This is a genomic window from Paenibacillus sp. FSL L8-0333 (assembly GCF_037965665.1).
In the GTDB taxonomy this organism is placed as follows: domain Bacteria; phylum Bacillota; class Bacilli; order Paenibacillales; family Paenibacillaceae; genus Paenibacillus_AQ; species Paenibacillus_AQ odorifer.
Genome location: NZ_CP150186.1, coordinates 4,228,346 through 4,254,531, shown reverse-complemented (window position 1 = coordinate 4,254,531; position 26,186 = coordinate 4,228,346). Strand labels below are relative to the sequence as shown.

Sequence of the window (26,186 nt, the reverse complement as noted above, 5' to 3'; positions counted from 1 at the left end):
GAAGTAAGTATGAAAAAGTTAATGTTAGTGATGATGATAGGTGTTCTTGCAGTGTTGACGGCTTGTGGCAATAAAGAGGCGGGGGATTCTGGAGATAAGAAAAAACTTACCGTTGGATTTGGTGTCGGAACCTATGAGGAACAATTCCGCCAATCGATTCTACCGATTCTAGAGAAACAAGGGTATTCCGTTGACATTAAAACCTTCTCGCAAAACATGCAGGTCAATCCAGCAATGAAGGAAGGCTCCATTGACGCAAGCATATTCCAAAGTACAGCTTATATGGAGGCTATTAACGAAGAAATCAATGCAGATATGGTCGGAATTGCTTATGTTCCAGGTGCTCCACAAGGTCTTTATTCTGTAAATCATACCACGCTAGACGATGTTAAAGACGGTACAACCGTAGCTGTTCCGAACGATCCGGTAAACCAAGAGCGTGCACTGCGTATTCTGGAAGAATTGGGTTGGGTCAAAATTAAAGAAGGGGCGGGCGTAGCGGATTTCAATATTAATAGTATGGAACCGGATAAATATAATATTGATATTAAAATACTGGACCCAGCTCAAATCCTTGTCTCCCTTCAAGATGTTGATTATGGCGTTGTAAACGGTAATTATATTGCCAATTCGGACAGAAAGATTACGGATGCTTTGAAAATAGAAAACACACCTATGGAACACAGAATTATCGTATCGGTTAATAAAAAGGATGAAAATTCACAGTGGGCTAAAGATTTGAAAGCTGCTTATGAATCCAAAGAGTTTGAAGAATATATTCATGGATTAGAAAAATATGATGGTTTCATTCTACCTGAAGCTTGGGACAACAATTAATTAAGGAAGTGAACGGAGTGACCAAAGAAAAGATTCATTTTATTGGTGGCGGACAGATGGCGGAAGCGATCATCCGCGCATGTATAGCGAATAACACCTTGTCTGTAAATCAAATTAGTGTATCGGATATTAATGAAGCGCGGCTGCAGTTTTTGAATACCAAATATGGTGTAGATACGGAGAGTTCACAAGAGCATAACCTGTCTACAGCAGATGTAATAGTAGTGGCAGTTCGTCCACAGGATGATTTAACTACACTTGGTCAAATCGTACAACAATTCGCTACAGCTTCTGCCGCTATCGTATCGATTGTGGCGGGTGTGACGAATGATCAATTAGCTGGGTATTTTGGAGCTGAACGGTCCATTATCCGGGTTATCCCCAATACTTTAACCGATACAGGATATGGATATAGTGGTGTAGCGTTAAATGCTTATGCTACTCGTGATCAAGTGGAGCATTTCTTACTTGGCTTTGGAAAAGTACAATATCTGGATGAGGCGTTAATGGATGTTTTCACTGGATTTGGTGTGGCGGGTCCTAACTATATCTATTATTTCATTGAATCTCTCGTGGATGCAGGTGTACTTGCCGGACTGCCGCGTGAGCAAGCCTGGAAGGTTGCATTGGAGAATATGATGGGATCGGTAGCAATGCTGCAACAAACAGGGCTGCATCCACGACAGCTGCTGGATATTAATAATTCACCTGGCGGTGTCGGCATGCATGGCTTGTACGAATTAAACAACAGTGATTTCGCAGCGGGCCTGCAAAGAAGTGTTCTGGCAGCCGTAAAACGTACTACTGAGCTGGGAGTGAAGTAATCATGGCAACGATGAAATGGGATCATTTAGTTCACTATGTCAATGATTTGGCCAAACCGGTTGAGATCTTTGGAGCTCATGGATTGGTTGCTTTTAAAGGAGGATCTCATAAAGATTGGGGAACCTATAATGCCTTAAGTTACTTTGGGCTAACCTATCTCGAGTTTCTGGGCATTGAGAATCTTGAGCTGGCAAAGGCAACTGAACATAATCTAGTGGTGAAAGATGCAGTTGAACTTTTACCAGAACATGAAGTTCTAAGTAGAGTAGTTATCCGGACGGATGATATTGAAGAAGTAGCGGCTTCTCTGAAAGCAGCAGGCTTATCATTATCTCCAATTATCGATGGTAAGCGTCTAGATAACGAGGGCAGATTAATAGAGTGGCGGATGATGACCATTGCTGGTGACTTTGGGGGACTGGTCTATCCGTTCATCATTCAATGGAGCGGAACGGATACAGAGCGAGTGGAAAGATTAACATCATCTGGAGTCATTAAGCCTCATCCTGCGGGAGAAGTCGAAATCGTCCGTGCTGTATTTCATGTCTCCGATCCTGAAGCTGCAGCCAACCATTGGGGAACCATATTCGGACTGCCTGTTACGAAGTCAGAGGATGATACCTTCAGCCTTAAGATTGGCGATAGATCATTTGCTTTCGTGCAAGGAGACGAGAACCAATTCAAGCAGGTGGTTTTTGAAACGGATTCGTTAGAGCTGAAAGGGAAGACGATTCGGATTGGTGATGGGGAGTATGTTTTCGTTTAAGGGACTAGTATCTTTATAACTTTAGAAATAAAGACTTACTTGAAGGGATCGATACCTCGAGTAAGTCTTTTTGCTATTCACCGAAGGTACTAATGATGCTGGCATTTTTTTGTTTTAATCAATTTGTAAGATTTATTGAATTCCATTATATGGTACGATATCCATGGTATAAAAGGAATGAAGATAATTTCTCTTGCTTGGCACTATGGATTTTGATAAACATAATGGATAAATTTAAATATTACATATGGAGGTAATTACGGATGAAAACTCACTATTACTTAGATTGGTTTTATGATAAGGGTTTTTCTGAGAAGTTAGTCAATGTGTTGCATGAGGATATAACAGACAGAAAATCGCTGGTTATGATTAGCGCTGAATCGTCTGATTTTAGTGATGAACAAGTTAATATTGATAGTGTTTTTGAAAGGACATGGTTTAATCAGGCTAACATTTATTTTGATGAATATCATTTCATTGATGACCGCACGCAGAAGGAAGATGCCCAGCGATTAATTCAAAACGCCTCTGTCGTTTTTTTATGTGGTGGAACCGCTCGGAACCAAAAGCACCTTTTGACGGAATATGAATTATCGGATTTGATTAAAAAAAGCAATGTTGTTGTAATGGGAACAAGTGCTGGTGGGATGAACATGTCTGATGAATATGTGGATGAATGCACTGTTTGTGAAGGTATGGCTCTTAATCACTTTTCTTTTGAAGCTCATTTTGATCATGATAACACCGCGATGATTGAGGAGCGTTTCCCTTTATCGAATGAAATGGATATTTATGTGGCGGCAGACAAAGATGGTGCTGTACGTGTGAAGGACAGCAAAATCGACATTATAGGCAATGTATATTTAATTTCCCACTCAAAGATTCAGAAATTGGCTGAGACGCTCTAATAATGGTTGAGTGGTTGTGACACTGACGGTTAACTGAATGGTATTTGTTTTGAGTCCCTATTTGACAGCACCTTACGAGCAAATCGAGTTGATTACTCCTGCGAAAAAGGAAGATTTTGCATACCGCGTATACGATGTTCAAGCCATCACCATTCGATCTTGAATTTATATCATTCCAGATCCACGTAAAGTTATCGGATTCCGCGATTGTAAGGATATGAAGTTTCAAGTGAAGAAGCGTTTGATACAGTGAGAGGAGAACTCAAGTCTCTTTTCTTATGGACTGGGTCTAGAAAGGAGTGAATAAGCAATGGAGTGGAAAGGCGATGCAAATGCCAATAAAATAAGAGAGTCTCAGTTCACTGAGGAACTATCGGAGTCACAATTATCGGCTTTAGAATATGTTACGAATTACGCGCGAACTCGAAAAAGTGAAGCAGTTCAGACTATCCATGAAATTCTTCAAATGTCTAATGTGGATCGGGAAGAGTTTGAAGATGCTGTGGTCAAAATAAAGTCACAGGCGAAGATTGCTCTACATTTCCATCCAGATCGACTAGATCCGGTAAAGAAAAGTGTTGCAGAGGCGCTATTGGAGCAAGGCGTGTACAAGAGCCAATTTGAGACCTTGTTATCCAGTGGTAGTGTATCAGCCTATTCTGGCGGTCCACGTGATTTGTGGGAGGAAAGACTATTTGGAGGGGCATACCAACAAGAGGGTGCTTCGAATAGCGAACGCCCTAAATATGGCGCTCTTGATTTGATGCTTCATTCGGATGGGCCAGCTCCGCGCTTTGGCTCCTGCTATTTCCTCCTGTCCCCTGAGGTTTCTTATCGCAGTACATACACCTATATGGATTCGCATCAAAACCCTGTACAGAAAGGGACATATGCAGAATTTGATGATATGATGGCGGCATTACTAGAGGAGATTTTCTTAAGAGATTCCGCTCTAGGGGAAAAAGATCTTCGATCACAAAAATTAGTTGACCATCTTCGGGACAACCTCACAATGCCGTTTTCAGACTCTTCAAAATGTGAAGCTAAACGTAATCTTAACCACTATATTGAAGCGCAAGTTCATGGAAACATCCGTCTAAAGGAAGATGTGGAAATCTTAGTAGCCGATCCTTCATTCAAGGGTACTCCAACAGGGCAAGTCCTGGAGCAAATATGTTTACAGTATGCCATCCAACTCTATTGGCACATGGGATTCGCGATGTGGGTAGACGAAGTGCCTTCGGATTTTAGAGGGCCTACGATGCCCTCCTTGGCTAAGCGTATTGCTCATCACGGTTATATCGATACGAGCATGATTGGATCTGCTGCTATGCACTTAAAGCATGATCCTGCAGCATGGCGGGACCGAGGAACCGAAAAAGAAGTACTTCAAGAATTAAAACTCTTATGGCATGTTTTGGTACGGTACGGAAAGCCGCTCCGAAACTTTAAGTTGTAAGAAGCCTTGGTACGCTTGAAGTTAAGGCATTTAAGTAAACAAACAAACAAATAAATAAATAAATAAGCAAGCGAATTTCCCTCCGTATGGGATATTTGACTTGTTATTGATGGGATGTTCGTGTGAATCAATGTTATTTAACTCCTCCTAATAAATATTGGTGGGAGTTTTTTTGCATGTGGAAATTTTCTCGATTTGATAGATTTACAAAATATGGAACATATGCTATCTTATCTATGAAAGCGCATCCAAGAGATGGTATATTGAACTTTTATTTACCATATTTAACATAGGGAGGAAAGGTGGAAATGAAAAATTTGCTCAAGAAGGCAATCACAATGATGCTGGCATTTACTCTGCTACTTGGATTGATGACAGCGCCGCCCGTTCATGCAGACAACGCACTTTTCACAATTGAAAGCGAAAACGCTCAGCTCACCTCCGATCTTCAAGTGACGACCCAAATTTACGGACAGCCCAAACCCGGATACTCTGGAAGCGGATTTGTCTGGATGCAGAATTCCGGTACAATTTCCTTCACAGTGACTGTCCCAGAAACCGGCATGTATACGATCTCCACACGTTATATGCAGGAGCTCAGTGCTGACGGCAGGCTTCAATCTTTAGCCGTTAACGGCGTTACGAAGGGGTCGTATATGCTGCCCTATACGACCACATGGTCGAATTTCGATTTTGGCTATCACAAGCTGAATCAAGGCAGCAACACTATTCAACTGAAGGCTGGCTGGGGTTTCGCTTATTTTGATACCTTCACTGTGGATTATGCCGATCTTGATCCCCTGGATGTGCAACCTGTCCTCAGCGATACTCAAGCGACTCCGGAAACTCAGCTTCTGATGAATTATTTAACGGAGGTTTACGGCAATCATATGATCTCCGGCCAGCAGGAGATTTACGGAGGCGGAAATGACGGCAATTCCGAGCTGGAGTTTGATTGGATTCACAATTTAACGGGAAAGTATCCGGCGATCCGCGGATTTGATCTGATGAATTACAATCCGCTTTACGGCTGGGAGGATGGTACGACCGCCCGGATGATCGATTGGGTGAATAACCGGGGCGGGATCGCGACAAACAGCTGGCATATCACTGTGCCCCGAGATTTCACCGCCTATCAGCTCGGGGAATTTGTAGATTGGAAGAAAGCCACCTACAAGCCGACAGAAACCAATTTTAATACAGCCAATGCGGTAGTTCCAGGTACGAAAGAATACCAATATGTACAACTGGCCATTGGGGATTTGGCGGAGCAACTGCAGATTCTGCAAAATAACAATGTGCCGGTTATCTTCAGACCCTTCCATGAGGCGGAGGGCAACGGCGGATTGAATGGAGAAGGTGCATGGTTCTGGTGGGCTTCGGCAGGCTCGGAGGTATACAAGCAGTTGTGGGATCTGCTCTATACTGAACTTACAGAAACGTACGGTCTGCACAATTTGATCTGGACCTACAACAGCTATGTCTACAGCACTTCTCCCGCATGGTATCCCGGCGATGATCAGGTGGATATTGTAGGCTATGATAAATACAACACGATCTATAACCGCTATGACGGTTTGTCTGGTGTTCCCAATGAGGACGCGATTACCTCGATTTTCTATCAGCTTGTTGATTTAACCGGCGGTAAGAAAATGGTAGCCATGACGGAGAACGACACCGTTCCAAGCGTTCAGAATCTGACAGAGGAAAAATCGGGCTGGCTCTATTTCTTACCGTGGTATGGTGAGCATCTCATGAGTTCCGCCTTTAATTATCCGGCCACCTTAACAACGCTGTACCAAAGCAATTATGTAATCACGCTCGATGAGCTGCCTGATTTGAAGGTTAACAATCCAATTCCAAGTGCGTCTATCACACCTGCGAACGTCGAATTTGATAAAAATGCCTCCAATGAGAATGACAAAGCCATCACCGTGAATTCAAACGGCAATACGTTAACCGCTCTCCGGGCAGGCGCAAATATATTAATAGAGACTCAGGATTATACCTTGAGTGGAAATACGCTGCTGCTCAAAAAAGCATTTCTGGCGACACTGCCGGTTGGCGAGCATTCGATCATCTTTGATTTTAATAAAGGACAAGATCCCGTGTTAAAAGTGAAAATTGTCGATTCCACGCCAAGCGCATCCATTGCGCCTGTGAGCGCTGCATTTGATAAAGCGGCGAATCTAACCCAGGATATTTCCGTAGTCCTTACCTTAAATGGACACCAGCTTGCAAGTATCACAAATGGAAATTCCACACTTGTAGCGAGTCAGGATTATACGGCATCAAGCGCTGCTGTTGTTCTGAAAAAATCCTATCTTTCCACGCTTCCGCTGGGACAGAATACCATAACCTTTCATTATAATGGAGGAAATAATGCTGTTCTTACAGTGAACGTAACGGATAGCAGTGTTCCAGTACCCACTGGAGATTTGACGGTCCAAGCTTTTAATGGCAACACAAGTGCCTCCACTAACGGGATTTCACCCAAAATCAAAGTAGTCAATACCGGTGATTCAGCGATTCAACTAAGTGATGTGAAGGTCCGGTATTACTATACGATTGATGGCGAGAAAGATCAGAGTTTCTGGATCGACTGGGCCAGCATCGGAAATGCGAATGTAACCGGCAATTTCATTAAGCTGGCGACTCCTGTTGCCAGTGCAGATTATGTTTTGGAAATTGGTTTCACGAGTTCGGCTGGAACACTTAATCCAGGTCAGAGCGCAGAAATTCAAACCCGTTTCTCCAAAACCGACTGGTCCAATTTCAACCAGGTTAATGATTATTCGTTCAAGGCATCCAGCAGTCAGTTCATCAACAATGAACAGGTCACCGGGTATATGAATGGTCAGCTTGTGTGGGGGATTGAGCCATAAGCTTTTAATGAAAAAAGGTATCTTTGTGTAAAACAAAGATGTTTTTTTTCATTTTGGGAAGAAGCAGGGAGTGCAATGGGAGAACCATTTCTGAAGTAGCCAGATTGCTCGATGATCAGTTTCTGGAGAAGGAAAAGCTTGAATTGAGCAATGTTACCATCGATTGTGTTGACATATTTGCAGAACTGGAGCAAAGAAATTTTGTTGAAATTAGGGAATTGGGTGCTTGTGTGGAATTTTTGTAGTCAGTCACGATTCTCCTGAGTCGTTCCTATGGTGTGCAATGTCGCATTAATCCGGCTGTAATGTCGCAAAAGTACATGGAAATAGAGTATGAAGATAGATTATACTCGCTTTATTGATCTGATAATGAAAATCATTATCATACATAAGGGGGAGTCAGCATGAAAAGAACAAAGAAGAGGCAAGCAACCGGTAGAAAGGTAGATGCTGCCCAAAAAGCAGGACTATTAATGATATGGATGATGGCGCTGGTACTTGTGCTAACGGCTTGCGGTACTGGAGGGGGTGCAAATGCGGGCACTGCCGCACTGCCATCTGCTTCAGCCGAGCCGTCACCTACATCTGAGACACAGGCTCAGACTGCAGCCTTCCCGGTTACCATCTCGCATATGAAGGGCGAATATACGCTGACTGAGAAGCCGAAGGTCATCGCCGCGCTTGATGTGAAATTCGTCGATCAATTGTTAGCGATAGGCGAGCATCCGGCAGGCAGCGTTGTAGCTGGAGCGAAAGATGCAAAGTTTCCAGAATATTTAAGTGAACAATTGGGTGATGTGAAGGTCCTGGGCACACGCGATGAGCCCAATCTTGAAGCTATTGTAGCGATGAATCCGGATCTTATATTGATGACCGATTTTCAGGAGCAGGTGTATGACAGCGTCAGTAAAATTGCGCCCACAATAGTACTCGACTTCTATGAAGATTGGCGGGATACATCGGCTACCATCGGTATGATAACGGGCAAGCAGGCGGAGGCGAAGGTAGTGCGTCAAGCCTACGAGGACAAAATCGTCGGACTGCGGGAGCAGCTGTCGGCGAAGCTGGGCGACGAAACGGTAGCTCTGATTCGCCCAAGACCGGAAGGTATTCGCGTACACGGTCCCGAACATCGGACCGGAAGCATTCTTTATGAGGATTTGGGATTGAATATCCCTGCATTCGTTCAGGAGATCAAAGATGATACCTCCGTTGAAATTTCGATGGAGACCATCGCTGATATTGGAGCAGATCACTATTTCCTGTTATCGGATGAATTGTTTGCCAAAGAGGCAGAGGCAATGGCGAACAGTCCGGTCTGGAAATCTCATGATGCCGTTAAAAATAACCGCGTATACAATGTGAATTCAACGCTCTGGATCGCTTATTATGGGCCAATTGCCCTCAATATTATTGTAGATCAAACCGCGGAAGCGCTGTTGGGATCGCATTAAAATGGACAACTATCTGTCGTCTGCCACCTGGAAGCAAATGGCGGAGGAATACCGTCTGTGGGTAGGTGAACCGCCTGAAGGCAACGTTCGTACAATTGCCCTTAGCCAGTTGCACGAAGAAGCTGCATGCCGCGAATATGTAAGCTGGCTTAAAGGTTATATCGGTGCGCCTGATATGCAGGTTGCCGCTTCCATGCTGGCCAAGCGGATCGGTTATCTGTGGATCGCGCCGATTCTGACCGCTATGACCCTTCATAACCGGGAAGTCTCCATCCCGCTGGAGAACTGCTTCCTCTATCATCCGGCTTCCCCAGCTTTTAAAGGGGATACGCGTTTTTCTTTCCTTGCGCTGAACGGGCTTCGAGCGACGGCGGCACCCGAAGACAGGGAAGCCTGGCGAGAAGAGATCGTAGAGGAAATTTTCGCGGTACGTCTTGCGCCGATGCTGCACACGCTTGCTGCAATTGGTCCCGTCTCCATGGCAGTACTTTGGGAGAATATTATGGTACGCGTTGCCCCGTTGTATTCTCCTGGAACAGGTGAATTTGGGCAAGAGAGGCAACGAATGCAAGCCGATTTTGCCTTCCTGACCCGGATAGCTCCCGGACAATTGTTCGGCGCAAGACGCAATCCGTTTACCCGGTTCACAGAGAACAATGACCTGGCTCCGGTTGCAAAAAACAAGCGTATCACCTGCTGTTTTTATTACAGGATGTCGGCGGAATATTGCGGAAAATGTCCGAAAATTGACAATGAGAATGAATCTCAATTAAAATGACAACAGCAACGCACTCACTTATGTTGCGGACGCGCTTTCACTAAAGCATGTAATCCTATTCGAGTGCGCCCGTTTAACAGAGGATGCTATTGTCAGGAGATGAGAGAAATGCCGCTGAAAGAACAGGCAAGTTTATGGAGTGATACAACGATCAAGATGCTTGATGTGCGCAGCGGTACTTTGCCACCCGGCGGCGTTATGAGCGAAACCGGATTAACAGCCAATGTGTTGCTGCTGGCAGGCGGCGGGGAAGGTAGGCTTGTGATGAATGGCGAAATTTGCCATATCCAGGCCTATTTCGCTTGTCACGCAGTCAAGGGATCAGCATTTACTTTGACTGCTGGATCAGAAACCATTCATTATACCGTTATTATGTACAAGGCTTTTCCAATGTTGGGGGCTGCCCATGTTCTGTTTCCGCCGCGCAATCACCCATTACGAACTTCATTTGTTCACCGTCCTGTGCTCCTGGCTGAACTGCATCAGACTGCGGAACAAATCGAAGCCAAATGGAGCCGGGGCGAAGGGCTGGAGCGTTTCCATGCGAATGCGCTACTGCAAGGAATGCTTTACGAGCTTATTATGGAGTATGAATGTGGTCAGAAAGGCACAGAGGCGGATATGGTGGATGTTGTCGCTGCCTATATAGCGGGGCATTATCGTCAGGAGCTGGAGCTTAAGGAGCTGGCAGCGCTTGCCGGATGCAGTACAAGACAGTTACAGCGGCGATTCAAACAGGAGAAGTTACTAGGACCGATGGAATATGTAATCCAGCTGCGGATGGAGAGTGCCGAGCGGATGTTGCGTCATACGGATGCTCCCATCGGCGAAATTGCAGAAAAAACGGGCTATCGCGACATGTATTACTTTAGCAGGGCATTTAAGAAATATCATGGAGTTCCCCCGCAGATCTACAGGCGCACTGCCGCTTCAGGGATCGGTGCTCTCTCAGCATATTCTGGGCTGCCGGATCGCCTGGCCTCATCGTACCAGTCGCTGCAAGGCCCGGTAATTTGTCATATGCGAGGCGAATATTGCGTCACCGCTTCTCCGAGGCGTATCGCCGTACTCGACGTTCAATATGCAGACCATTTGCTTGCGCTTGGGATATCTCCGGGAGGGAGTGTAGGAACGGGCAGTGCAGCGTTAAAATTCCCCCAATATATCAGGGAAAGGCTTAAGACAACAGAAATGCTCGGAACTTATGAGTACCCGGACCTGCAAGCTGTCGAACGGCTGCGGCCGGATTTGATTGTCTGTACTGAGGTGCATGCCCAGCATTATGAACGGTTAAACCGGATTGCGCCAACCCTAATGTTTCAACGGAATGAGAGCTGGCAGACGATTTTGAGCCTGTTCGGTGAATTGACGGACAAGCGGACAGAGGTGGAGCGTATTATTGCGGATTACCTGCGCCGAACAGCATTGCTGTCTGAGCAGCTTGCAACGGCGCTGGCGGGTCAGAGCGTGGCCTTGATCCGTCCGCGTGAGTCGCTGGTACGGGTACATACTGCCTCCCATCGCACAGGTGCCGTGCTGTACCGTGATCTTGGTCTGCCTGCTCCGCTATTTGTCGCAGACACTTCCGACACGGCTTATCATATTACAGTTGATAGACTGCCAGCTGTGCATGCCAGCCATTATTTTTTACTTAGTAACGAGATGATGCAGGAGGGGGTATCTGCGACAGAGCAAAGCGTCCGAGGGATGTTGGATTCCGATGAGCGGCCGTATATATACCCGGTAGATGCCGCTACATGGATCGGCTGCTACGGACCGACAGGTATTAATTACATTGTGGATCAGGTAGCCCGTACCTTGCTGGCCTGAGCGGTATCTAAGAGCATCCCCTAATTTCAGGCTATTTTTAGCCTAAACGTGAACAGCTCCTGTGATTATCACAGGAGCTTGTTTGTGCTGCGGATTATTATTTGTTGGGATAGCATTTGGAATTATCTGTCTGACCTAAAATATAGTCGATGCTTACTTTTTAGAAATTAGCTAGCGTAATTAAAACGGCGCTCGGAACATCCAAATTTCCATTTTCATAGCGGGAGTAGGTGGCTTGTGTAATATATAAAAGCTCCTCTATTTGTTGCTGTGTCAGATCTTTGTCTTCGCGTAAATCACGGATTCCTGTGTACAATGCTCATCAGCATAAGGATGAAATCCTTTGAAAACTGCGATATCTACTCATTCTTTTAATTTAACTTTTAGAGTAAGGAGTTTTTTGGTTCGTTCTGTTTAGTAAATAGTCAGTACTCGTCTTATGATAATCTGCTAGCTTAATCAGAATAGCCGTGGGAATATCAACATCACCGCGTTCATAATTACTATAAATCCGCTGGCTGCATTGCAAATACTCTGCCATTTGGGTTTGAGTCAAATCTTTATCTTCACGTAAATCTCGGATACGTTGATACATACTAAACACCTCCAAGGCAAGCATATCTTAGCGAATTATTCGCTATTTATTTTTAGCGATAAATTCGCTAAAATGATTGAAGAGATGATTTGGGAGGGATGACTGGTGAGTCTTTTGGAGGATTTATATTACGGGAAAATCTGTCCAAGTGAACTTTTGTGTTTACGCGATCCCGAGTATATACAGAACTCCAAGCTAATCTCAGAGTTTATGGACATCCTAAAAGCAAAGTTATCTATAGAAGACTTTACTATGATTGAACAAGCCTTGGATCTGAGTGGCATGCAGAACTCTATCTCATCCGCTTCCGCCTATACTCTCGGATTCAGAACGGGGGCTGCTATGATAATAGAAGTATTAGAACATAAGGATGAACTTATACACTCTAAGGGAGAAGCTATGTCTTGAAAAAATAAAGATAGAGCTATTAGAGGGTAGAAATCGAGAAGAGGAGAACAAAAATTGAACAATATCATTCCAAACCGCATATGTTGATAGACGAACTTCTTCAGGCAGAAAGTTGGGGCATTATTCAAGCGAAGTTGGTTCCTGCTATTAAGGAAGCTATCGCTATGGGAGAGGTTGAAAAACTCTCTAAACTTAGGGCTAAGTTTCCATATTCTTTCGAAAATTCATTAAAGCATTTGAAAAAAGCGGAGCGGGAATTCATTCGAAACGGATGACGGAAGTGGGGGAACCTCTTAACATCCGCTGGTTTTATGAAAAAGATAATTTTGACGATCAGTTTTACCGTAGTGAGAAATTAAGCCAGTCGGAGGCGTAGTTGATATACCGATTAGCTCTCTTTCTTCGCTTAGGACGGATAAAAATATCGTTATCGGAAGCAGTGAAAAGGATATCATTGCAGCTATCCCTGAGGCATCCCGCAGCGAAAAGAAAGTAGATGGTGTTGTTAACTATTGGGTGAACGGTACCAAGCTTGACTAAGGATTCTATCATCCTTCCCTTGCCTTTGTCGTCAAAGAAGACAAGGTTGAAAATCTAGAGTTAACCAATTTACTTATTGATCCGAGTGATTCGAGTGAATAAAGAAGGCAGGCTCACATGGCCAGCCTTCTTTATTTAACTTAACAAGTCGACTTCTTTTTGAGACCAGCCGGATGCTCCAATTGCTTCATTGGCTACATAAATTCCCGTTAGAACTGATCCTCCTGTTTCTAAGCTACCCTGGTTGATTACCGGAAGCAGCTTATAGCCTAGGGTCTTTTTTTAGTGTCTATAAAATCGGGGCCTGACCATTATGGGCAGGGCCTTCTTTACGTTATTCCAGACCATTGACAATTATTGTAATGATGGTGTATTTTAAGTGATAAGTAGTAAGTAGTAAGTAGTAAGTAAATCAAACGCTCACCATACGGAATAAATATCTTCCTGTAAATACGAATTAATGGATAGGGGTGGATGGTTATGATGGATCTTAAATTAGCACCAAGTTTTTCATTGATCGCGCTTAATGCTCAGAGAAGTCTTCAGATGACTACTGTCAAGAAAGTGTCTTTGCGCTGCATGGCAGCAGCGGTTATATTGGAGCTTTACTTAGAGGGATGTTTTACACAATCTGAGAACAAGTTAACTTTGCACAAGGAAGCACTTGATCAATCTCATTCAACACTCTATAGAGAAACTGTTCTACAATCCTTACTTCATAATAGTGCTGAGGTGAAGGGTGACCTAAATTGGTGGTTAAAGAAGGCTTCGAGGAAGTCTAACCATCAATTAAAAAAGTTCGAAACCGCGATTTCAGATGATCTTCAAGCCATGAATTTGCTTGAAGATATACCAAGCCTGATAGGGAGCGATATGTATTTTGATTCTGCTGAAGTTGAAATTAGAGCCTATCGAAGTAATATGGAGGCATACACGAGCATTACAGAGAATATGCGCGCAGAGATTTTGGAAGAGGGCCCAGTTACGGATGAGGTCATTTGTATGCTATGGCTACTTCGTGAATGTGGATGTATGCAAGATTTCTTCTCACTGAACGAATTAGAACAGGTGAATATCAAATTACATGATCTATACCAAAGTAACTTATGGGCAAAGGCATTGTTTCCTATACAAATCCGCCAGGGAGTTGAGTTAGGCATCAAACGTTTTTTAGCATTGAAGACAAAGTTTGCGAAGACCTTTATCGGCAGTAGTCTCAATCTTATCTTCCCTGCCCTAGAGCGATCACGAGCTGTCTTTATAGAAACAGAGTCTTGGTTTGATAATTCTAATCAAAGGTTAGACGCAGTTATTACAAGATTAATGTCCTATGGTCATGAAGTTAAGGTGCTGGAGAGAGGATCAATTGCGACCCTTAAAATTGATAATTTGCTCTACGATGCGATCCCACATTTTGTAATGATGAAAGTGCCAATTCAAGGTGTGCGTCTTATTCCGAAACGCCCGCTGTAAAGGAGTTGGTTATCAATGTCTAGACAACGATCCATGGAGAATATTATGGCGTCAGAATATGTATCGATAGGGGAATTAGTAAGAATCACAAATGCTCGTTATAGTACACTCAAACATTACACAGAAGAAGGCATGCTGCCCTTTGAACAGGCAGAGGAGAACTTAACACGCAGATATAAAAGAGAAGAAACCGTCGCGCGCATTCTTTGGATCAAAGAAATGAAAGCAAACGGTTTATCTATCCCACAAATTAAAGAAGCTTTAGGAATGAATTAAATTTCTCTTCACCTTGCAATCAAATCTAAACCTAACTCCGCGGGAGCTTCCCCCCATACTGCGCGCGCAATTGCTGCAATTTATCCAGCTTGCTTAGACTACTGTCCCTGTTCGCTAATCCCACTCCAAGGATCAGATTCTCAATAATATAGGTGGGGCCAACCATGGAGTGGAACTCCCAAACCTCACCTCTCCCGGCATAAAGCACGATATCTGCATCTTGCGATCGCGGGTAGACGAGTCTATCTGTGATCAGGATGACCTGGTAATTTACTTCACGTGCATGGTTCAGTATGACTTCAATCTCAGGCAGTATTTGCACAAATCCAAAGACAAGCAAGACATCTTGTTTGTCAGCATGCATTAAGGTCTCTAGCAGCTCATGGCCGCTGGGGGCCATTTTTTTCATTTGAAGACCAAAACGCGCCATTCGATAGATCATTAGCTCTGCTAATCCGGCGCAAGGGCCAGGGCTGTATACATAAATAATCCGAGCTGTTGATATTGCATCTACTGCACGCTTTAGTACATCGTCACTTAAATAGCGGCGTGTTTCTTGCAAATGATGTGAACAATTGTCCAGCAGCAGTTGAGGGAGTGAGGTATCGTCTGATCGCTGCATGGCATCACGCATTTTTACAGAAGGTGTGGATTCAAAGCGGAAACGGAGCCGGTTTTTAAAATCTTTGGCATGTTTATACCCCGCAGCTTTCCAGAACCGTGAAACGGAGGCAATGCTCAAATGCAGCTCGTCTGCCATTTCTTGTTCGGTCATATAGACCACACGTTGCTCATTTTTCTGAATAAAGTCGGCAATTATCCGTTGATTAGGCGAAAAAGCGCGATGGTTCCAATCTTTATACAATCTCTCAATCCTCCTATGATGATGCGATAGATAGAATATAACGTGCGAATATGTTGTAAATATTTTTACAACGTTAAAAATATTGAAAAAAATATTACTCTCATTTAACAAATGAAAAAAGCTGTGATGACATGGCCTTCTTATAATGAAGATAAATTCTTATTGGGAGGCCAAATATTTCATGAGCACGATAAAAACGCGTTACACACTGACTCAGTCACAAAAAATGATGATTTTTGTACTGTCGATGTCGCTTTACGGGTTGTCCAATATGTTTACCGAGCTAGTGCCTGGGATCAAACTGGGCCCGATTGAATTATCCATTGAATATTTCGCCTTCATTCCTTTGACATTATGTATGTTGTTTCACCCCTTATATGCGGCGGTCGGAGCAGCTGTTGGTGAGGTAATCTTCGGGGAATTGATGTTAGGCCAATTTGGAGGTTTAGGGGAGCTGGAGAAATTCATTACCTTCTCACTGGCGATGTATACCGCAGGCCGCATGGTATCTGATCCGAAGAATCGTAGACAGGTTGGAGTGGCTGCGATTACCGGCGTGGCGATTCACCAGTTTTTTAGCTCCGTTATAGATATTGTGAAGGTATGGGTAGGGGTAGAAGAGCTAGAGGCTGTTAAAGGGCTGGCTGAAAGCATCGTTGTAATTGAGGGAGTAGGGTTCCTGAATGATGTACTCTTCTCCGGCATTTTGTTCGCGCTAATTCCTACTATGTATCTGGTTCCGCGTTTATATGGAAAAATTGAACCATTGCTTGGCATGAAGCCGCGTGAGCGGAATATGAAATATGCAACAGGAGCGTGGCTATCTCCTAAGCTGGTCATTGCCGGAACCTTTCTAGTGATGGTAGCGGTGGGGTCAGAATTGTTATCGGAATCGGGCTGGAACTTCGGTGATTTTGAGCTTGCAGGAGCGGAATCGAATGAAAAGACCTTGATTTGGCTCAGTATGTTGGTAGCGGCTGTTGTAGCGGCAACGGCGATTATTACACTGCTTCGGCGTTCGACACGAAAAAGACAGGAAGCGGGTCAAGCAGATGCGTAATACAATTCTTGAATTGAACAAAATTAACTTTACGTATCCGGGAGCTGAACAACCAGTACTGCAAGACGTAGACTTACGACTGGGAGAAGGAGATTTTATTGCGATCATCGGCAGTAATGGCTCCGGAAAATCTACTCTCTGCAAATGCTTTAACGGCTTAATTCCTCATTATTACACGGGTGATTTCAATGGAGAGGTGACAGTTTGCGGCCAATCTGCGGATGGAAAAAGTGTAGCAGAGCTGTCCAAACGTATCGGTTATGTTTATCAGGATTTCGAGAATCAATTGGTAAGGCCGACGGTGCTTGATGATGTGTCTTTTACACCTCTGAATTATGGGTTTACGGATTACAAGGAACGGGGAGAGCGTGCGCTGGCGTTAACCGGACTTAGTGATTTGAGGCATGAATTTATTTGGCAGTTAAGTGGTGGGCAAAAACACCTGCTCGCTCTGGCCGGAGCCCTAGCTATGGATCCGGAAATTCTGGTTATCGACGAACCCGTAGCCCAGCTGGATCCGCAGCATGCCCGTCATATCTATGATATTTTGCAGCGTTTGAATGAAGAGCATGGAAAGACCATTGTAGTGATTGAGCATCATGCGGAATTCATTGCGGATTATTGTAAAAATGTTGTCCTGATGGATCAGGGTAAAATGCGCTGGCAGAAGCCTGTTCGTGAAGCTTTGTCATCTGTAGAAGAATTGCTAGAGCTGGGCATTTACCCACCGGATGTGACCCGGGCGGCTTGGCTGCTACAGCCTGATGATCAGAAGTCAAAGCTGCTTCCCTTAAATGCTGAGGAAGGCAGTACCCGCATGATTCTTCGTCAGGATGCTAATGTGGAGACACTTCCAATCGGACGAATTCAAGAGCAGCTCCCCATAGCAGCAAAAGAAGAAAGTTCTATCGTTCAGCTGGAGAATGTCCACCTCTCTTATCGTACGATTCATAAGGTGCCGCATCCTGTACTGAATGGAATTCAGCTAGAACTGCGGCAGGGAGAGTCCATTGCTCTTATTGGCAACAACGGAGCAGGTAAATCTTCATTAATGAAGCTGATTGCTGGTATTGTCAGACCTATAGCTGGAACCGTAAAGGTTAAAGAAATGACGGTGAACGGGCTGCCGCCTGAACGTCTCTCCGGTACGGTAGCTTATGTATTCCAGAATCCGGAGGAAATGTTTATCGAGGATTCTGTGCGTAAGGAAATCGCTTATTATCTGAAGGCGCGGAAACTACCAGATACGGATGAAAGAGTGGATGAGATGCTAAAGGCGTTTCGCTTAAGCGAGCTGGCTGAACGGGATGCCCGACTGTTAAGTGGAGGGCAGCAGCGCCGGGTATCCTTGGCGATTGGTGCCGCGGTTAGGCCCGCCATCATGCTGCTTGATGAACCGACAGCTAATCTGGACATTTCGACCAAACAAGAAATGGTACATGTGCTGGAGACGCTTCGTAATCATGTGAAGACGGTCGTCATCGCAACTCATGATATGCAGCTTGTCTCAGAATGGGCCAGCAGAATAATTGTAATGCATCAAGGGCGGATAATCGCGGATGGGACGAAGGATGAAATTTTCGCTGACGGCCTTCTTTTACGGCGTGCGGGTCTGGCTCAGACCCAATTGATGGAGCTAAGTCGTATGCTCGGTCTCCCTAGAATTTGCAGTAGCTTAGAAGAGTTTGTGAGTTTAGTGGAAAAGAAGGAGGTAGCTGCAATCCATGGAAGCCGTTAAACGGGCACTTGACCGTATATCTGTAGAACAAATCAAATTGGAGTTACTCGGGACCGCATATAACAGCAGCAGCACTTTTCTGGGCAGGCTGGACCCGCGAACCCTGCTGCTCTGGTATCTCTTTTTTGCCATCGTGCCTTGGTTTGTACATAACCGGACAATCCTGTTAGGGATGTTCGTGCTTATGGTTTTAACGACCGTCCTCTCCCGAGTCAGCCCTTATATTATTTTTATATTATGTCTCGGCTTAATCAGCCAGATTGGCTGGATGTTTATATTGTCGCTCTTTTTCGGCGGGGGGATTGAATCCTTGCTGCCTATGCTGACACTGACGCTTAAGCTTTCGGTGATTTCGCTGGCAAGTATTACGGTTTTCTCAAGTCTTGATCCGGAACGACTTAGTGACGGCTTACTATCTTTAGGAATCCCTGATACCTTTGCGTTCAGCTTATCTTATGGCTATCGTATTTTGCCTACTTTACTGGAGGAATTCCATCAAATTCTACTTTCCTTTAGATTGAGAGGGCAACGACCACTTCAACATGGAATTTTCTATTGGCGAACAATAACGTATTATTTGCGAATCGTGATTCTGGCATTTTACCCGCTTATGTTGAACACAGCTAAACGTTCTCGAACAACGATTGAAGCACTTGAGACTCGGGGATTTAGCTACGGGCTTAATAATAAGAAAGTGAAGAAGATTAAGCTATCTTATTTGAAAATGAAGCGGTCCGACTGGTACTTTTTATCCGGATCCACTGCTTATGTCATCTTGATATTCTGTATTGGTTATCTCTACCCTGAACTGGTGTATTAACATAACTTACAAGCTCAAAGGAGACGAATTAGACATGATGAATATTGATCTGCATACCCATGGTAAATTATCTAAAAAATCTACGTTTTCTCCCGAATATTTTGCGGAGATGATGTTCGAAGCCAAGGCAAATGGATTACAGGCTGTAGCATTGACCGAGCATTTTAATACTTCTAATTTCTTTGCGATGTATGATGCGCTGGATCAGACTTATCCCTATAACGGGCATTATTACGATGTGAACGGACTTAAACTGTTTCCAGGCATGGAAGTGGATATCGCGGAGACAGGTCACATCCTGTTGATCGGACTAAAGGAGAATGTTCTAGCTGTCCGCGCTTTACTGGATGAGCATACACAGGAGGGGAATTTCATACCTTTTAAGCAGTTGCTTGATATGGCCGACGAACATAATCTTTGGAAAATCGGAGCCCACCCCTTCCGAACTTCTACGCCTTTACATCAACTGGATCCGGCATTGCTTCAGCGATTAGACGCTTTTGATTTCAACGCTAAGGATATTTACATGCAGGGGGTGGAGACTTATAAAAACTTGATCACGCCCTTTGCTGAGAAGCTGGGTGTGCCTGTGATTGCTGGCAGTGACAGTCATCAGTGTTTGCAGTATGGCAGTGTTGTGAATCGTCTGCAAGACTCCTGCTCAACTGTGGAAGAATTGAAGGAAGCTATCAAACAAGGAAACTATGTAATAGAGGTTTCTCCGTGTCTTCATACCAAAGTAAAAGCTTCGGTAATGATGAAAAAACTATTGAAGCAGTTAATTGGCGAAGCCCCCTCCAGAGATGAAGCGGAGTTAGGATATATGGCGTAGAAAGTAGAAGAGGGTTGTTCCATAAGCCATGAAATGATGAAATGGCTACTGGGACAACCCTTTTTGTTGTTCGCTGGATTTCATTACTTTTGCATGTACAAAGATAACTATCGGACACAGATGACCTTAAACGCAGTTTTATTCCGTATTTGGGATGCTAACGGACCGCATAGCCACTAATGGCACGAAAAACACCATACATGAATCTCTTTCAACGGAATAACGGCTCTGGAGTCCGAAACTCTGCTCAGAAGGCTGGGAATTTGCCAATAACGTCATCTGGGTCCTCAAATCTTAGAATGTATGAATTATCGTTTGTCTTTCGAATCTTTATTGCTGACTCGGGTGGGTCTGGTCACCCAATTTGTGCGATTCATCGGTTTTACAGTATCAATTCTTGAATTGGAAGGTTCCTTCGAAGGTTCTGTGGATTCAGTTTCAGTAGAAGCTGTACCCTCTTGATCTACGGTTTTTTTTCTCGATAGTCCTGTACCATCATGTTTGCCTCTGTTCCATACTCTTCCCTTACTCATACATACACTCCATTTCTATACGCTTATTCATAAACCATATCATATAAGGACAAGTTAAGGAAGAAAGACATAGCACAGATCGAAGAATTTTTCAAGTTATAAAGGTTACTGGAGATTTCATTTTATGGTGGCTATAATAGTACTGATATTGAAAGGAGAGTACTTATATTATGGCAATCAAGATCATAACAGACAGCGGTTCAGACCTGCCCCTTGACTACATGGAGAAGTATAATGTTTCCGTGATCCACCTACCGGTTCATTTTGGGCATGAGTTAATGCCGGCAGATACGGACACGAAAAGCTTTTATGCTCAAATGCGCGAATCCAAGGAGCTGCCTACCACAGCTAGTCCAAGTCCCAACGAATTCCTTGAGAAGTTCAAGCAAGTGGAGGAGGGAACTGACATTATGGTCATTTGTATGTCCTCTAATATTAGTAGCACTTATCAGACGGCTATGATTGCTATGGAAATGTATAAGGATGAAGGACATACCAATGCAATAGAGGTTATAGATTCCAAAAACTTCTCAGGCGGGCTGTCATTGATTGTCGGCCTGGCGGCACAGTGGTCCTTAACTTGTTCAAGCTTGCAAGAGCTCAAGGAAAAGGTACTTCAGCAGATAGAGGAAGTTAACGCTTATTTTACGCTGGACACTCTGGAGAATGTAATGAAAGGCGGCCGTCTAAGTCGGCTCTCGGGAGCCGTAGCGTCTGTACTCAATATAAAGTTGCTGCTCAAAATCAGCGAAGAAGGCACTGTCGAAGTAGTGGAGAAGACCCGGGGTCTTCCAAAAGCACTGAATCGTCTGCTTGCGCATTTGGATGAGAAGCAGCATGATTACGAGAAAGCGGTTATCGCTATTGTACACAGTAATTGTGAGAAGCTGGCACTCGAGATTAAAGAACGCATTTTACAAAAGCATCCCTTCAAAGAAGTCTTACTCTCTAGTATGGGTCCGGTTATGGGAACCTATGCTGGGGAGGGCGGAATTGGCGTAGCTTTTTAAAGTAGTGATCCTCACAATCCAGACAAATTACGATCGTACATGGGACGGTTTCCCGTGTGCGATTTTTATTTTATTCCTATGTGATAATTTAGCTATTCTTTAGATTGTGTTTAGGCTCTGTTAATAATCACAGAATATAGTTAGATGGGGGGATTATCATGTATACAATATTGATCGCTGATGATGAAGCAGAAATTGTGGAATTGCTAAGATTATATTTAGAGAAAGAGTACAACATTTTGGAAGCGAACAGTGGGACTGAAGCCTTAACGCAGGTGCAGAACCATAAAGTTGATTTGGCAATTCTGGATATTATGATGCCGGGTCTGGATGGACTGCAATTATTGAAAAAGATACGCGAGGTGCATCATTTTCCAGTGTTATTTTTATCCGCCAAAAGTGAACATCATGACAAGATTCTGGGTCTTGAACTAGGAGCCGACGATTATATTTCGAAACCGTTTAATCCATTAGAAATAGTAGCCCGTGTTGGAGCACTGCTGCGGCGTGTACATCATTTCGATGCGCAAGTCGTTGAGGAAAAAGAAGCTGAGCAGATCGTATTAGGTGAATTAATGCTGGATCAAAGCCAGTGTCTGCTCTATCGATCAGGTGAACCTGTGGTGCTTACTTCTACCGAGTACAAAATTTTGGAACTAATGATGAAGCAGCCTGGACGAGTCTTTACACGCAAAAAAATATATGAGGCCGTGTGGGAAGATTTCTATGTGTACGAAGATAATAGTATCATGGTACATATCAGCAATATCCGGGAAAAAATTGAGGAAGACTCCAAAAAGCCAGTATATTTAAAGACTATTAGAGGGCTGGGATACAAAATTGAAGCGCCTATGGAGCAATAGAGATCAACGACCTTTACAATCATCGCTGACGCTGGATTTTTTGTTGTTTATCTGTATTTTGTTTTTTCTTGTGATTGTATATTATTTGTTTATTAATCTTGATGTGACCCATATTTTTGAAAAAAATAAAATTGCTGATCCTGATTTGAAGGTGGAAGCTAGTGCTTATCGAGAAAATCTGGAGCATGGGGTAGAAACCAAACGTCTTCTGCGTAGCGGGGGATGGATCGAGGTCTTGGATCAAGACATGAAGGTCACCAAGGTTGTTGGAGAAAAAAAAGACGGTGTAACCCAATATACCAGTAACCAGCTTTTAAAAAGTTTGGAAAATGGAGAAGATCAAGCTTACTTTTACTCGTTGACCACGGTAAATGCTCAGAGCGAATCGGAGTGGCTGCTGCTGAAGCTGCCGCGGGAAGCTATCACCATCACCATTAATAGTGATCCCTTCGTGGCCTACTTTAATCATTCGCTTTCATACTACGTCTTTTTGGGTGTGGGAATGATTCTTTTGCTAATTATCGTGTACAGTTATTGGGTGGCGCGGCGAATCAGGAAACCACTGCGTATCATCACGCTTGGGCTGAAGCAGATGATTCAGGGGAATTATGATACTCGAATCGCTTTATATGCAGAGAAGGAATTTTCGCAAATTGGAGAGACTTTTAATTATATGGCAGACGTAATTGAAAAGACGACCAAAGAAAAACGCCAGGCAGAGGAAAGTAAGAAACGGATGATGGTTGATCTGTCCCATGATCTGAAGACGCCGATAACGAGTATACAGGGCTTTGCACAGGCGCTTGTAGAGGGTAGAGGCGAGGATGAAGAACGCCAAAAAAGATATTTAAGCTATATTTATAATAAATCCTCACAAGTTACTAAGCTGATTCAGAACATGCTGGAGCTGTTAAAAATAGATTCACCGGATTTCTTGCTACGAATGGAGCGTCAAGAACTGGGCGAATTTATTCGTGAAATCATTGCAGATACCTACGGAGAGATTGAACAAAAGAACTTTGTTTTGCATCTAAATGTTCCCGAAGAGGATGTGTTCTTGAACTTTGATGCGGAGCTGCTCTCGAGTGTGGTTCATAATTTGATCTCCAATGCACTGATCTATAATCCTCCAGGTACACATTTGCGTGTGGAGGTTATCCCTTTGGAGAAAGAAGTCACGATTGAAATCGCTGATACTGGAGTGGGTATTCCAGAAGAGCTGTGGTCCACAATGTTTGATCCGTTTGTTCGGGGAGATAAAGCGCGGACAGCTTCGGGAGGAACAGGGCTAGGTCTCTCGATAGCTATGAAAAATACAGAGAAAATGGGGGGTACGCTTCATCTCAGTCGCCGAAAGAAGGAACCTACGGTGTTCACCATCCGGATTCCGAAATAACGAGCTGGAAGACATCCAAATCAGAAGACGGGAGAGAAACTATGGCTAAACTGAACAATTTCATCAGAGTTTGTCTAGCGATCCTTTTAGTGTTAGGCATTGTATTTTTAGGCTCACGCGTAGATTTTTTATTCACACCGATCCTGTCTTTGTTCAGTGTCATTATAGTGCCTTTAATGCTGGCGGGTTTCTTTTATTACCTGCTGCGGCCACTGATCGATACCTTGGAGAAATATAAGCTGAATCGTTCTTTGGCGATTATCATCGTATATGTAGTTATTTTAGTGCTTCTGTTTGCTTTTATTATCGGTGTTTGGCCTTCACTTCGCACACAATTAGTTAATTTCGTCGATAATATGCCGAATCTCATTGCCTCCTTGAATCAACAGCTATTGAAACTAGAAGATAATGAATTTCTGTCTGCGTTGATCCCTGCTGATGCGAATCCAGCCTCCACATTGACGGATTATTTGAATAAAGGGTTTACGCTGTTAACGAATTACGTTTCAGGACTGTTCTCTTTTGTTTCGAATTTTGCGATCATTTTATTCACCTTTCCGATTATGTTATTCTACATGCTTAAGGAAGGTGGGAAATTCGGACGTAAGATTGTAAGTTTCTTCCCAAAGAAGTATCGTGAAGAAGGAACTACAATGATGACTGAAATCGACAGTGCGCTTAGTGGCTTTATCGTGGGCCGGGTGCTTGTTAATTTAGCCTTAGGCGTTCTGATGTATATTGGTTTCCTTATTATCGGCCTGCAATATGCATTGCTGTTGACTGTAATCGCAGTTGTGATGAACTTCGTGCCTTTTATTGGTGCGATACTGTCTAGTATCCCTATTTTCATCATCGGATTCATTCAATCGCCGTCTATAGCCGTCTGGTCCATCATCATTGTTCTGGTAGCGCAGCAGATACAGGATAATTTAATCGCTCCCTACATCTTTGGGAAAAAGCTCGATATTCATCCACTGACAACGATTATCCTGGTATTGGTTGGCGGGGATTTAGGCGGGATCATAGCGATATTGCTGATTATTCCGCTGTATATGATTGTTAAAATCGTCTTGACCAAGGCCTATTATTTGTTTGTCAAGCAACGACGGGTAGAGATAGAGGTAGAGGAGAGTCCTGATATCTCTTAAGGTAATAAAACATTATGGAGGGATTTCTATGAATGAAGGAACGGAGCAAGGACTAATTCATATTTCAGATGATGTGGTGACTTCGATCGTCGGGCAAGTGGTTCTGGACACACCGGGTATTGCCGGCATGTCAGGAAGCAGTATCTCGGACAACTGGGCTAAACGTCTAAGCGGTAAAAATGTAAAAAAAGGAATGTCCGTTGAAGTAAAAGAAGTGGATGTTGCCATCGATCTTCAGGTCATAGTTAATTACGGATGTGTGATTCAAGAGGTCTGCTATATGCTACAGCAAAATGTAAGAAATGCTGTTGAAAATATGATGGGACTGTCTCTAGTTTCCGTAAATGTTAAGGTTGAGAAGGTCGCTCTGCCATTCTAAGAATAGCCCATTTAATAGGCACCGTAATCTAGGCTTCAGCATAGAATGGAGCAAATCCATTTACGGAGGTCAGAACATCCATGTCGACATTTAACACTGGGCAGCAACAGAATGTGATTTATCAGGCCGATCCTGCTGTGATCCGGCACCTGCACGGTGTCCGTGATTCCTTACATCAATCTTGCAAGCCATACCTTAACCATAAGGTGAACGTACAGACAATTGATGGCTTTGTACATGAAGGCGTTATAGCCGGAGTAGATAATAAACACTTGTATCTGAACGTTGCGGCTAATGGGCAAATGCCCCGCGGGTTTTACAACCCTCATCAGCCTTATCATCCTCATCCGGGCCCCGGACCTGGCCCATATCCAGGACCTTATCCAGGTCCCCCATACAATAATAATGTGATTTTACCGCTTGTGTTGTTTGAACTGCTTGCTATCTCTTTAATCTAGTGCTTGGGTTTAATTGAAGAAGGACATGTGCAGGATTTGTGGTCATACGT

The 26,186-nt window shown here is 43.8% G+C and carries 26 protein-coding genes; 22 read left to right on the top strand and 4 right to left on the bottom strand.

The features are described from left to right. The first annotated feature begins 9 nt into the window (after positions 1-9). From NYE72_RS19010 to NYE72_RS18970, 9 genes are all read left to right on the top strand, one after another. Positions 10-837 carry a MetQ/NlpA family ABC transporter substrate-binding protein gene (locus tag NYE72_RS19010; protein ID WP_036688665.1) on the top strand — a complete coding sequence of 276 codons (828 nt, stop codon included), beginning with the start codon at positions 10-12 and terminating at the stop codon, positions 835-837. A gap of 17 nt (positions 838-854) precedes the next feature. After that, positions 855-1,661 carry a pyrroline-5-carboxylate reductase gene (gene proC, locus NYE72_RS19005; RefSeq protein WP_076106412.1) on the top strand — a complete coding sequence of 269 codons (807 nt, stop codon included), beginning with the start codon at positions 855-857 and terminating at the stop codon, positions 1,659-1,661. Between the two features lie 2 nt (positions 1,662-1,663). Next, positions 1,664-2,428 carry a VOC family protein gene (locus NYE72_RS19000; RefSeq protein WP_076223167.1) on the top strand — a complete coding sequence of 255 codons (765 nt, stop codon included), beginning with the start codon at positions 1,664-1,666 and terminating at the stop codon, positions 2,426-2,428. A 263-nt stretch (positions 2,429-2,691) separates the two neighbouring features. Then, positions 2,692-3,336 carry a Type 1 glutamine amidotransferase-like domain-containing protein gene (locus NYE72_RS18995; protein WP_339210229.1) on the top strand — a complete coding sequence of 215 codons (645 nt, stop codon included), beginning with the start codon at positions 2,692-2,694 and terminating at the stop codon, positions 3,334-3,336. Between the two features lie 310 nt (positions 3,337-3,646). After that, positions 3,647-4,795, top strand: a complete 1,149-nt coding sequence (locus NYE72_RS18990; RefSeq protein ID WP_076141009.1) for a DUF3626 domain-containing protein — start codon at positions 3,647-3,649, stop codon at positions 4,793-4,795. Positions 4,796-5,103: 308 nt separating this feature from the next. Next, positions 5,104-7,680, top strand: a complete 2,577-nt coding sequence (locus tag NYE72_RS18985) for a glycosyl hydrolase (RefSeq protein WP_339210227.1) — start codon at positions 5,104-5,106, stop codon at positions 7,678-7,680. A 404-nt stretch (positions 7,681-8,084) separates the two neighbouring features. After that, the gene (locus tag NYE72_RS18980) at positions 8,085-9,134 is read left to right on the top strand and encodes an iron-siderophore ABC transporter substrate-binding protein (protein ID WP_038572027.1); all 1,050 of its coding nucleotides are present in this window, start codon (positions 8,085-8,087) and stop codon (positions 9,132-9,134) included. 1 nt (position 9,135) lies between these two features. After that, on the top strand, positions 9,136-9,912 hold the full coding sequence (locus NYE72_RS18975; protein ID WP_339210225.1) for an IucA/IucC family C-terminal-domain containing protein: 777 nt from the start codon (positions 9,136-9,138) through the stop codon (positions 9,910-9,912). A 108-nt stretch (positions 9,913-10,020) separates the two neighbouring features. Next, positions 10,021-11,742, top strand: a complete 1,722-nt coding sequence (locus NYE72_RS18970) for a helix-turn-helix domain-containing protein (RefSeq protein WP_339210223.1) — start codon at positions 10,021-10,023, stop codon at positions 11,740-11,742. Positions 11,743-11,902: 160 nt separating this feature from the next. Here the strand turns inward: NYE72_RS18970 and NYE72_RS18965 are convergent, their stop codons facing one another. Both NYE72_RS18965 and NYE72_RS18960 read right to left on the bottom strand, forming a co-directional pair. After that, positions 11,903-12,058, bottom strand: coding sequence for a helix-turn-helix transcriptional regulator (locus NYE72_RS18965; RefSeq protein ID WP_076100336.1), 156 nt, complete (start codon positions 12,056-12,058; stop codon positions 11,903-11,905). A 60-nt stretch (positions 12,059-12,118) separates the two neighbouring features. Next, positions 12,119-12,337, bottom strand: a complete 219-nt coding sequence (locus tag NYE72_RS18960; protein WP_076100339.1) for a helix-turn-helix transcriptional regulator — start codon at positions 12,335-12,337, stop codon at positions 12,119-12,121. A 105-nt stretch (positions 12,338-12,442) separates the two neighbouring features. Here NYE72_RS18960 and NYE72_RS18955 point away from each other — a divergent pair, with 105 nt between their 5' ends. From NYE72_RS18955 to NYE72_RS18945, 3 genes are all read left to right on the top strand, one after another. After that, complete coding sequence (locus NYE72_RS18955) at positions 12,443-12,745, top strand: DUF6809 family protein (protein ID WP_076100341.1); 303 nt, start codon at positions 12,443-12,445, stop codon at positions 12,743-12,745. A gap of 1,020 nt (positions 12,746-13,765) precedes the next feature. Then, positions 13,766-14,758 (top strand): hypothetical protein, encoded by a 993-nt coding sequence (locus NYE72_RS18950; protein ID WP_076100345.1) that lies wholly within the window; start codon positions 13,766-13,768, stop codon positions 14,756-14,758. Positions 14,759-14,773: 15 nt separating this feature from the next. After that, positions 14,774-15,034, top strand: coding sequence for a helix-turn-helix domain-containing protein (locus NYE72_RS18945; RefSeq protein ID WP_036688642.1), 261 nt, complete (start codon positions 14,774-14,776; stop codon positions 15,032-15,034). A gap of 31 nt (positions 15,035-15,065) precedes the next feature. Here NYE72_RS18945 and NYE72_RS18940 read toward each other — a convergent pair whose 3' ends face one another. Next, the gene (locus tag NYE72_RS18940) at positions 15,066-15,899 is read right to left on the bottom strand and encodes a MurR/RpiR family transcriptional regulator (protein ID WP_036688639.1); all 834 of its coding nucleotides are present in this window, start codon (positions 15,897-15,899) and stop codon (positions 15,066-15,068) included. A 181-nt stretch (positions 15,900-16,080) separates the two neighbouring features. Here NYE72_RS18940 and NYE72_RS18935 point away from each other — a divergent pair, with 181 nt between their 5' ends. From NYE72_RS18935 to NYE72_RS18920, 4 genes are read left to right on the top strand one after another with little or no spacing between them, the layout of a single operon-like run. Then, positions 16,081-16,959 (top strand): cell division protein FtsQ, encoded by an 879-nt coding sequence (locus NYE72_RS18935; RefSeq protein WP_076100347.1) that lies wholly within the window; start codon positions 16,081-16,083, stop codon positions 16,957-16,959. After that, on the top strand, positions 16,952-18,697 hold the full coding sequence (locus NYE72_RS18930) for an energy-coupling factor transporter ATPase (protein WP_339210221.1): 1,746 nt from the start codon (positions 16,952-16,954) through the stop codon (positions 18,695-18,697). The genes NYE72_RS18935 and NYE72_RS18930 overlap by 8 nt, the downstream gene beginning before the upstream one ends. Next, on the top strand, positions 18,684-19,517 hold the full coding sequence (locus NYE72_RS18925; protein WP_076100351.1) for an energy-coupling factor transporter transmembrane component T: 834 nt from the start codon (positions 18,684-18,686) through the stop codon (positions 19,515-19,517). The genes NYE72_RS18930 and NYE72_RS18925 overlap by 14 nt, the downstream gene beginning before the upstream one ends. A gap of 34 nt (positions 19,518-19,551) precedes the next feature. Beyond that, a complete protein-coding gene (locus NYE72_RS18920) occupies positions 19,552-20,349 on the top strand; it encodes a PHP domain-containing protein (RefSeq protein ID WP_305953646.1) in 798 nt (265 codons plus the stop codon). Between the two features lie 308 nt (positions 20,350-20,657). Here the strand turns inward: NYE72_RS18920 and NYE72_RS18915 are convergent, their stop codons facing one another. Beyond that, positions 20,658-20,882 (bottom strand): hypothetical protein, encoded by a 225-nt coding sequence (locus tag NYE72_RS18915; RefSeq protein WP_076100352.1) that lies wholly within the window; start codon positions 20,880-20,882, stop codon positions 20,658-20,660. Positions 20,883-21,052: 170 nt separating this feature from the next. Between NYE72_RS18915 and NYE72_RS18910 the strand changes: the two genes are divergently transcribed. From NYE72_RS18910 to NYE72_RS18885, 6 genes are all read left to right on the top strand, one after another. Beyond that, a complete protein-coding gene (locus tag NYE72_RS18910; protein WP_038572015.1) occupies positions 21,053-21,892 on the top strand; it encodes a DegV family protein in 840 nt (279 codons plus the stop codon). A 155-nt stretch (positions 21,893-22,047) separates the two neighbouring features. After that, complete coding sequence (locus tag NYE72_RS18905; RefSeq protein WP_170914177.1) at positions 22,048-22,755, top strand: response regulator transcription factor; 708 nt, start codon at positions 22,048-22,050, stop codon at positions 22,753-22,755. Next, positions 22,733-24,151, top strand: a complete 1,419-nt coding sequence (locus NYE72_RS18900) for a HAMP domain-containing sensor histidine kinase (RefSeq protein WP_076143829.1) — start codon at positions 22,733-22,735, stop codon at positions 24,149-24,151. The genes NYE72_RS18905 and NYE72_RS18900 overlap by 23 nt, the downstream gene beginning before the upstream one ends. Before the next feature lie 41 nt (positions 24,152-24,192). Then, entirely contained in the window at positions 24,193-25,299 is a 1,107-nt protein-coding gene (locus NYE72_RS18895) for an AI-2E family transporter (RefSeq protein ID WP_036688627.1), read from the top strand. A 28-nt stretch (positions 25,300-25,327) separates the two neighbouring features. Further along, positions 25,328-25,678: an Asp23/Gls24 family envelope stress response protein gene (locus NYE72_RS18890; protein ID WP_036688625.1), complete on the top strand. Its 351-nt coding sequence runs from the start codon at positions 25,328-25,330 to the stop codon at positions 25,676-25,678. Positions 25,679-25,758: 80 nt separating this feature from the next. Next, positions 25,759-26,136: a hypothetical protein gene (locus NYE72_RS18885; RefSeq protein ID WP_036688624.1), complete on the top strand. Its 378-nt coding sequence runs from the start codon at positions 25,759-25,761 to the stop codon at positions 26,134-26,136. Positions 26,137-26,186: the final 50 nt, after the last annotated feature.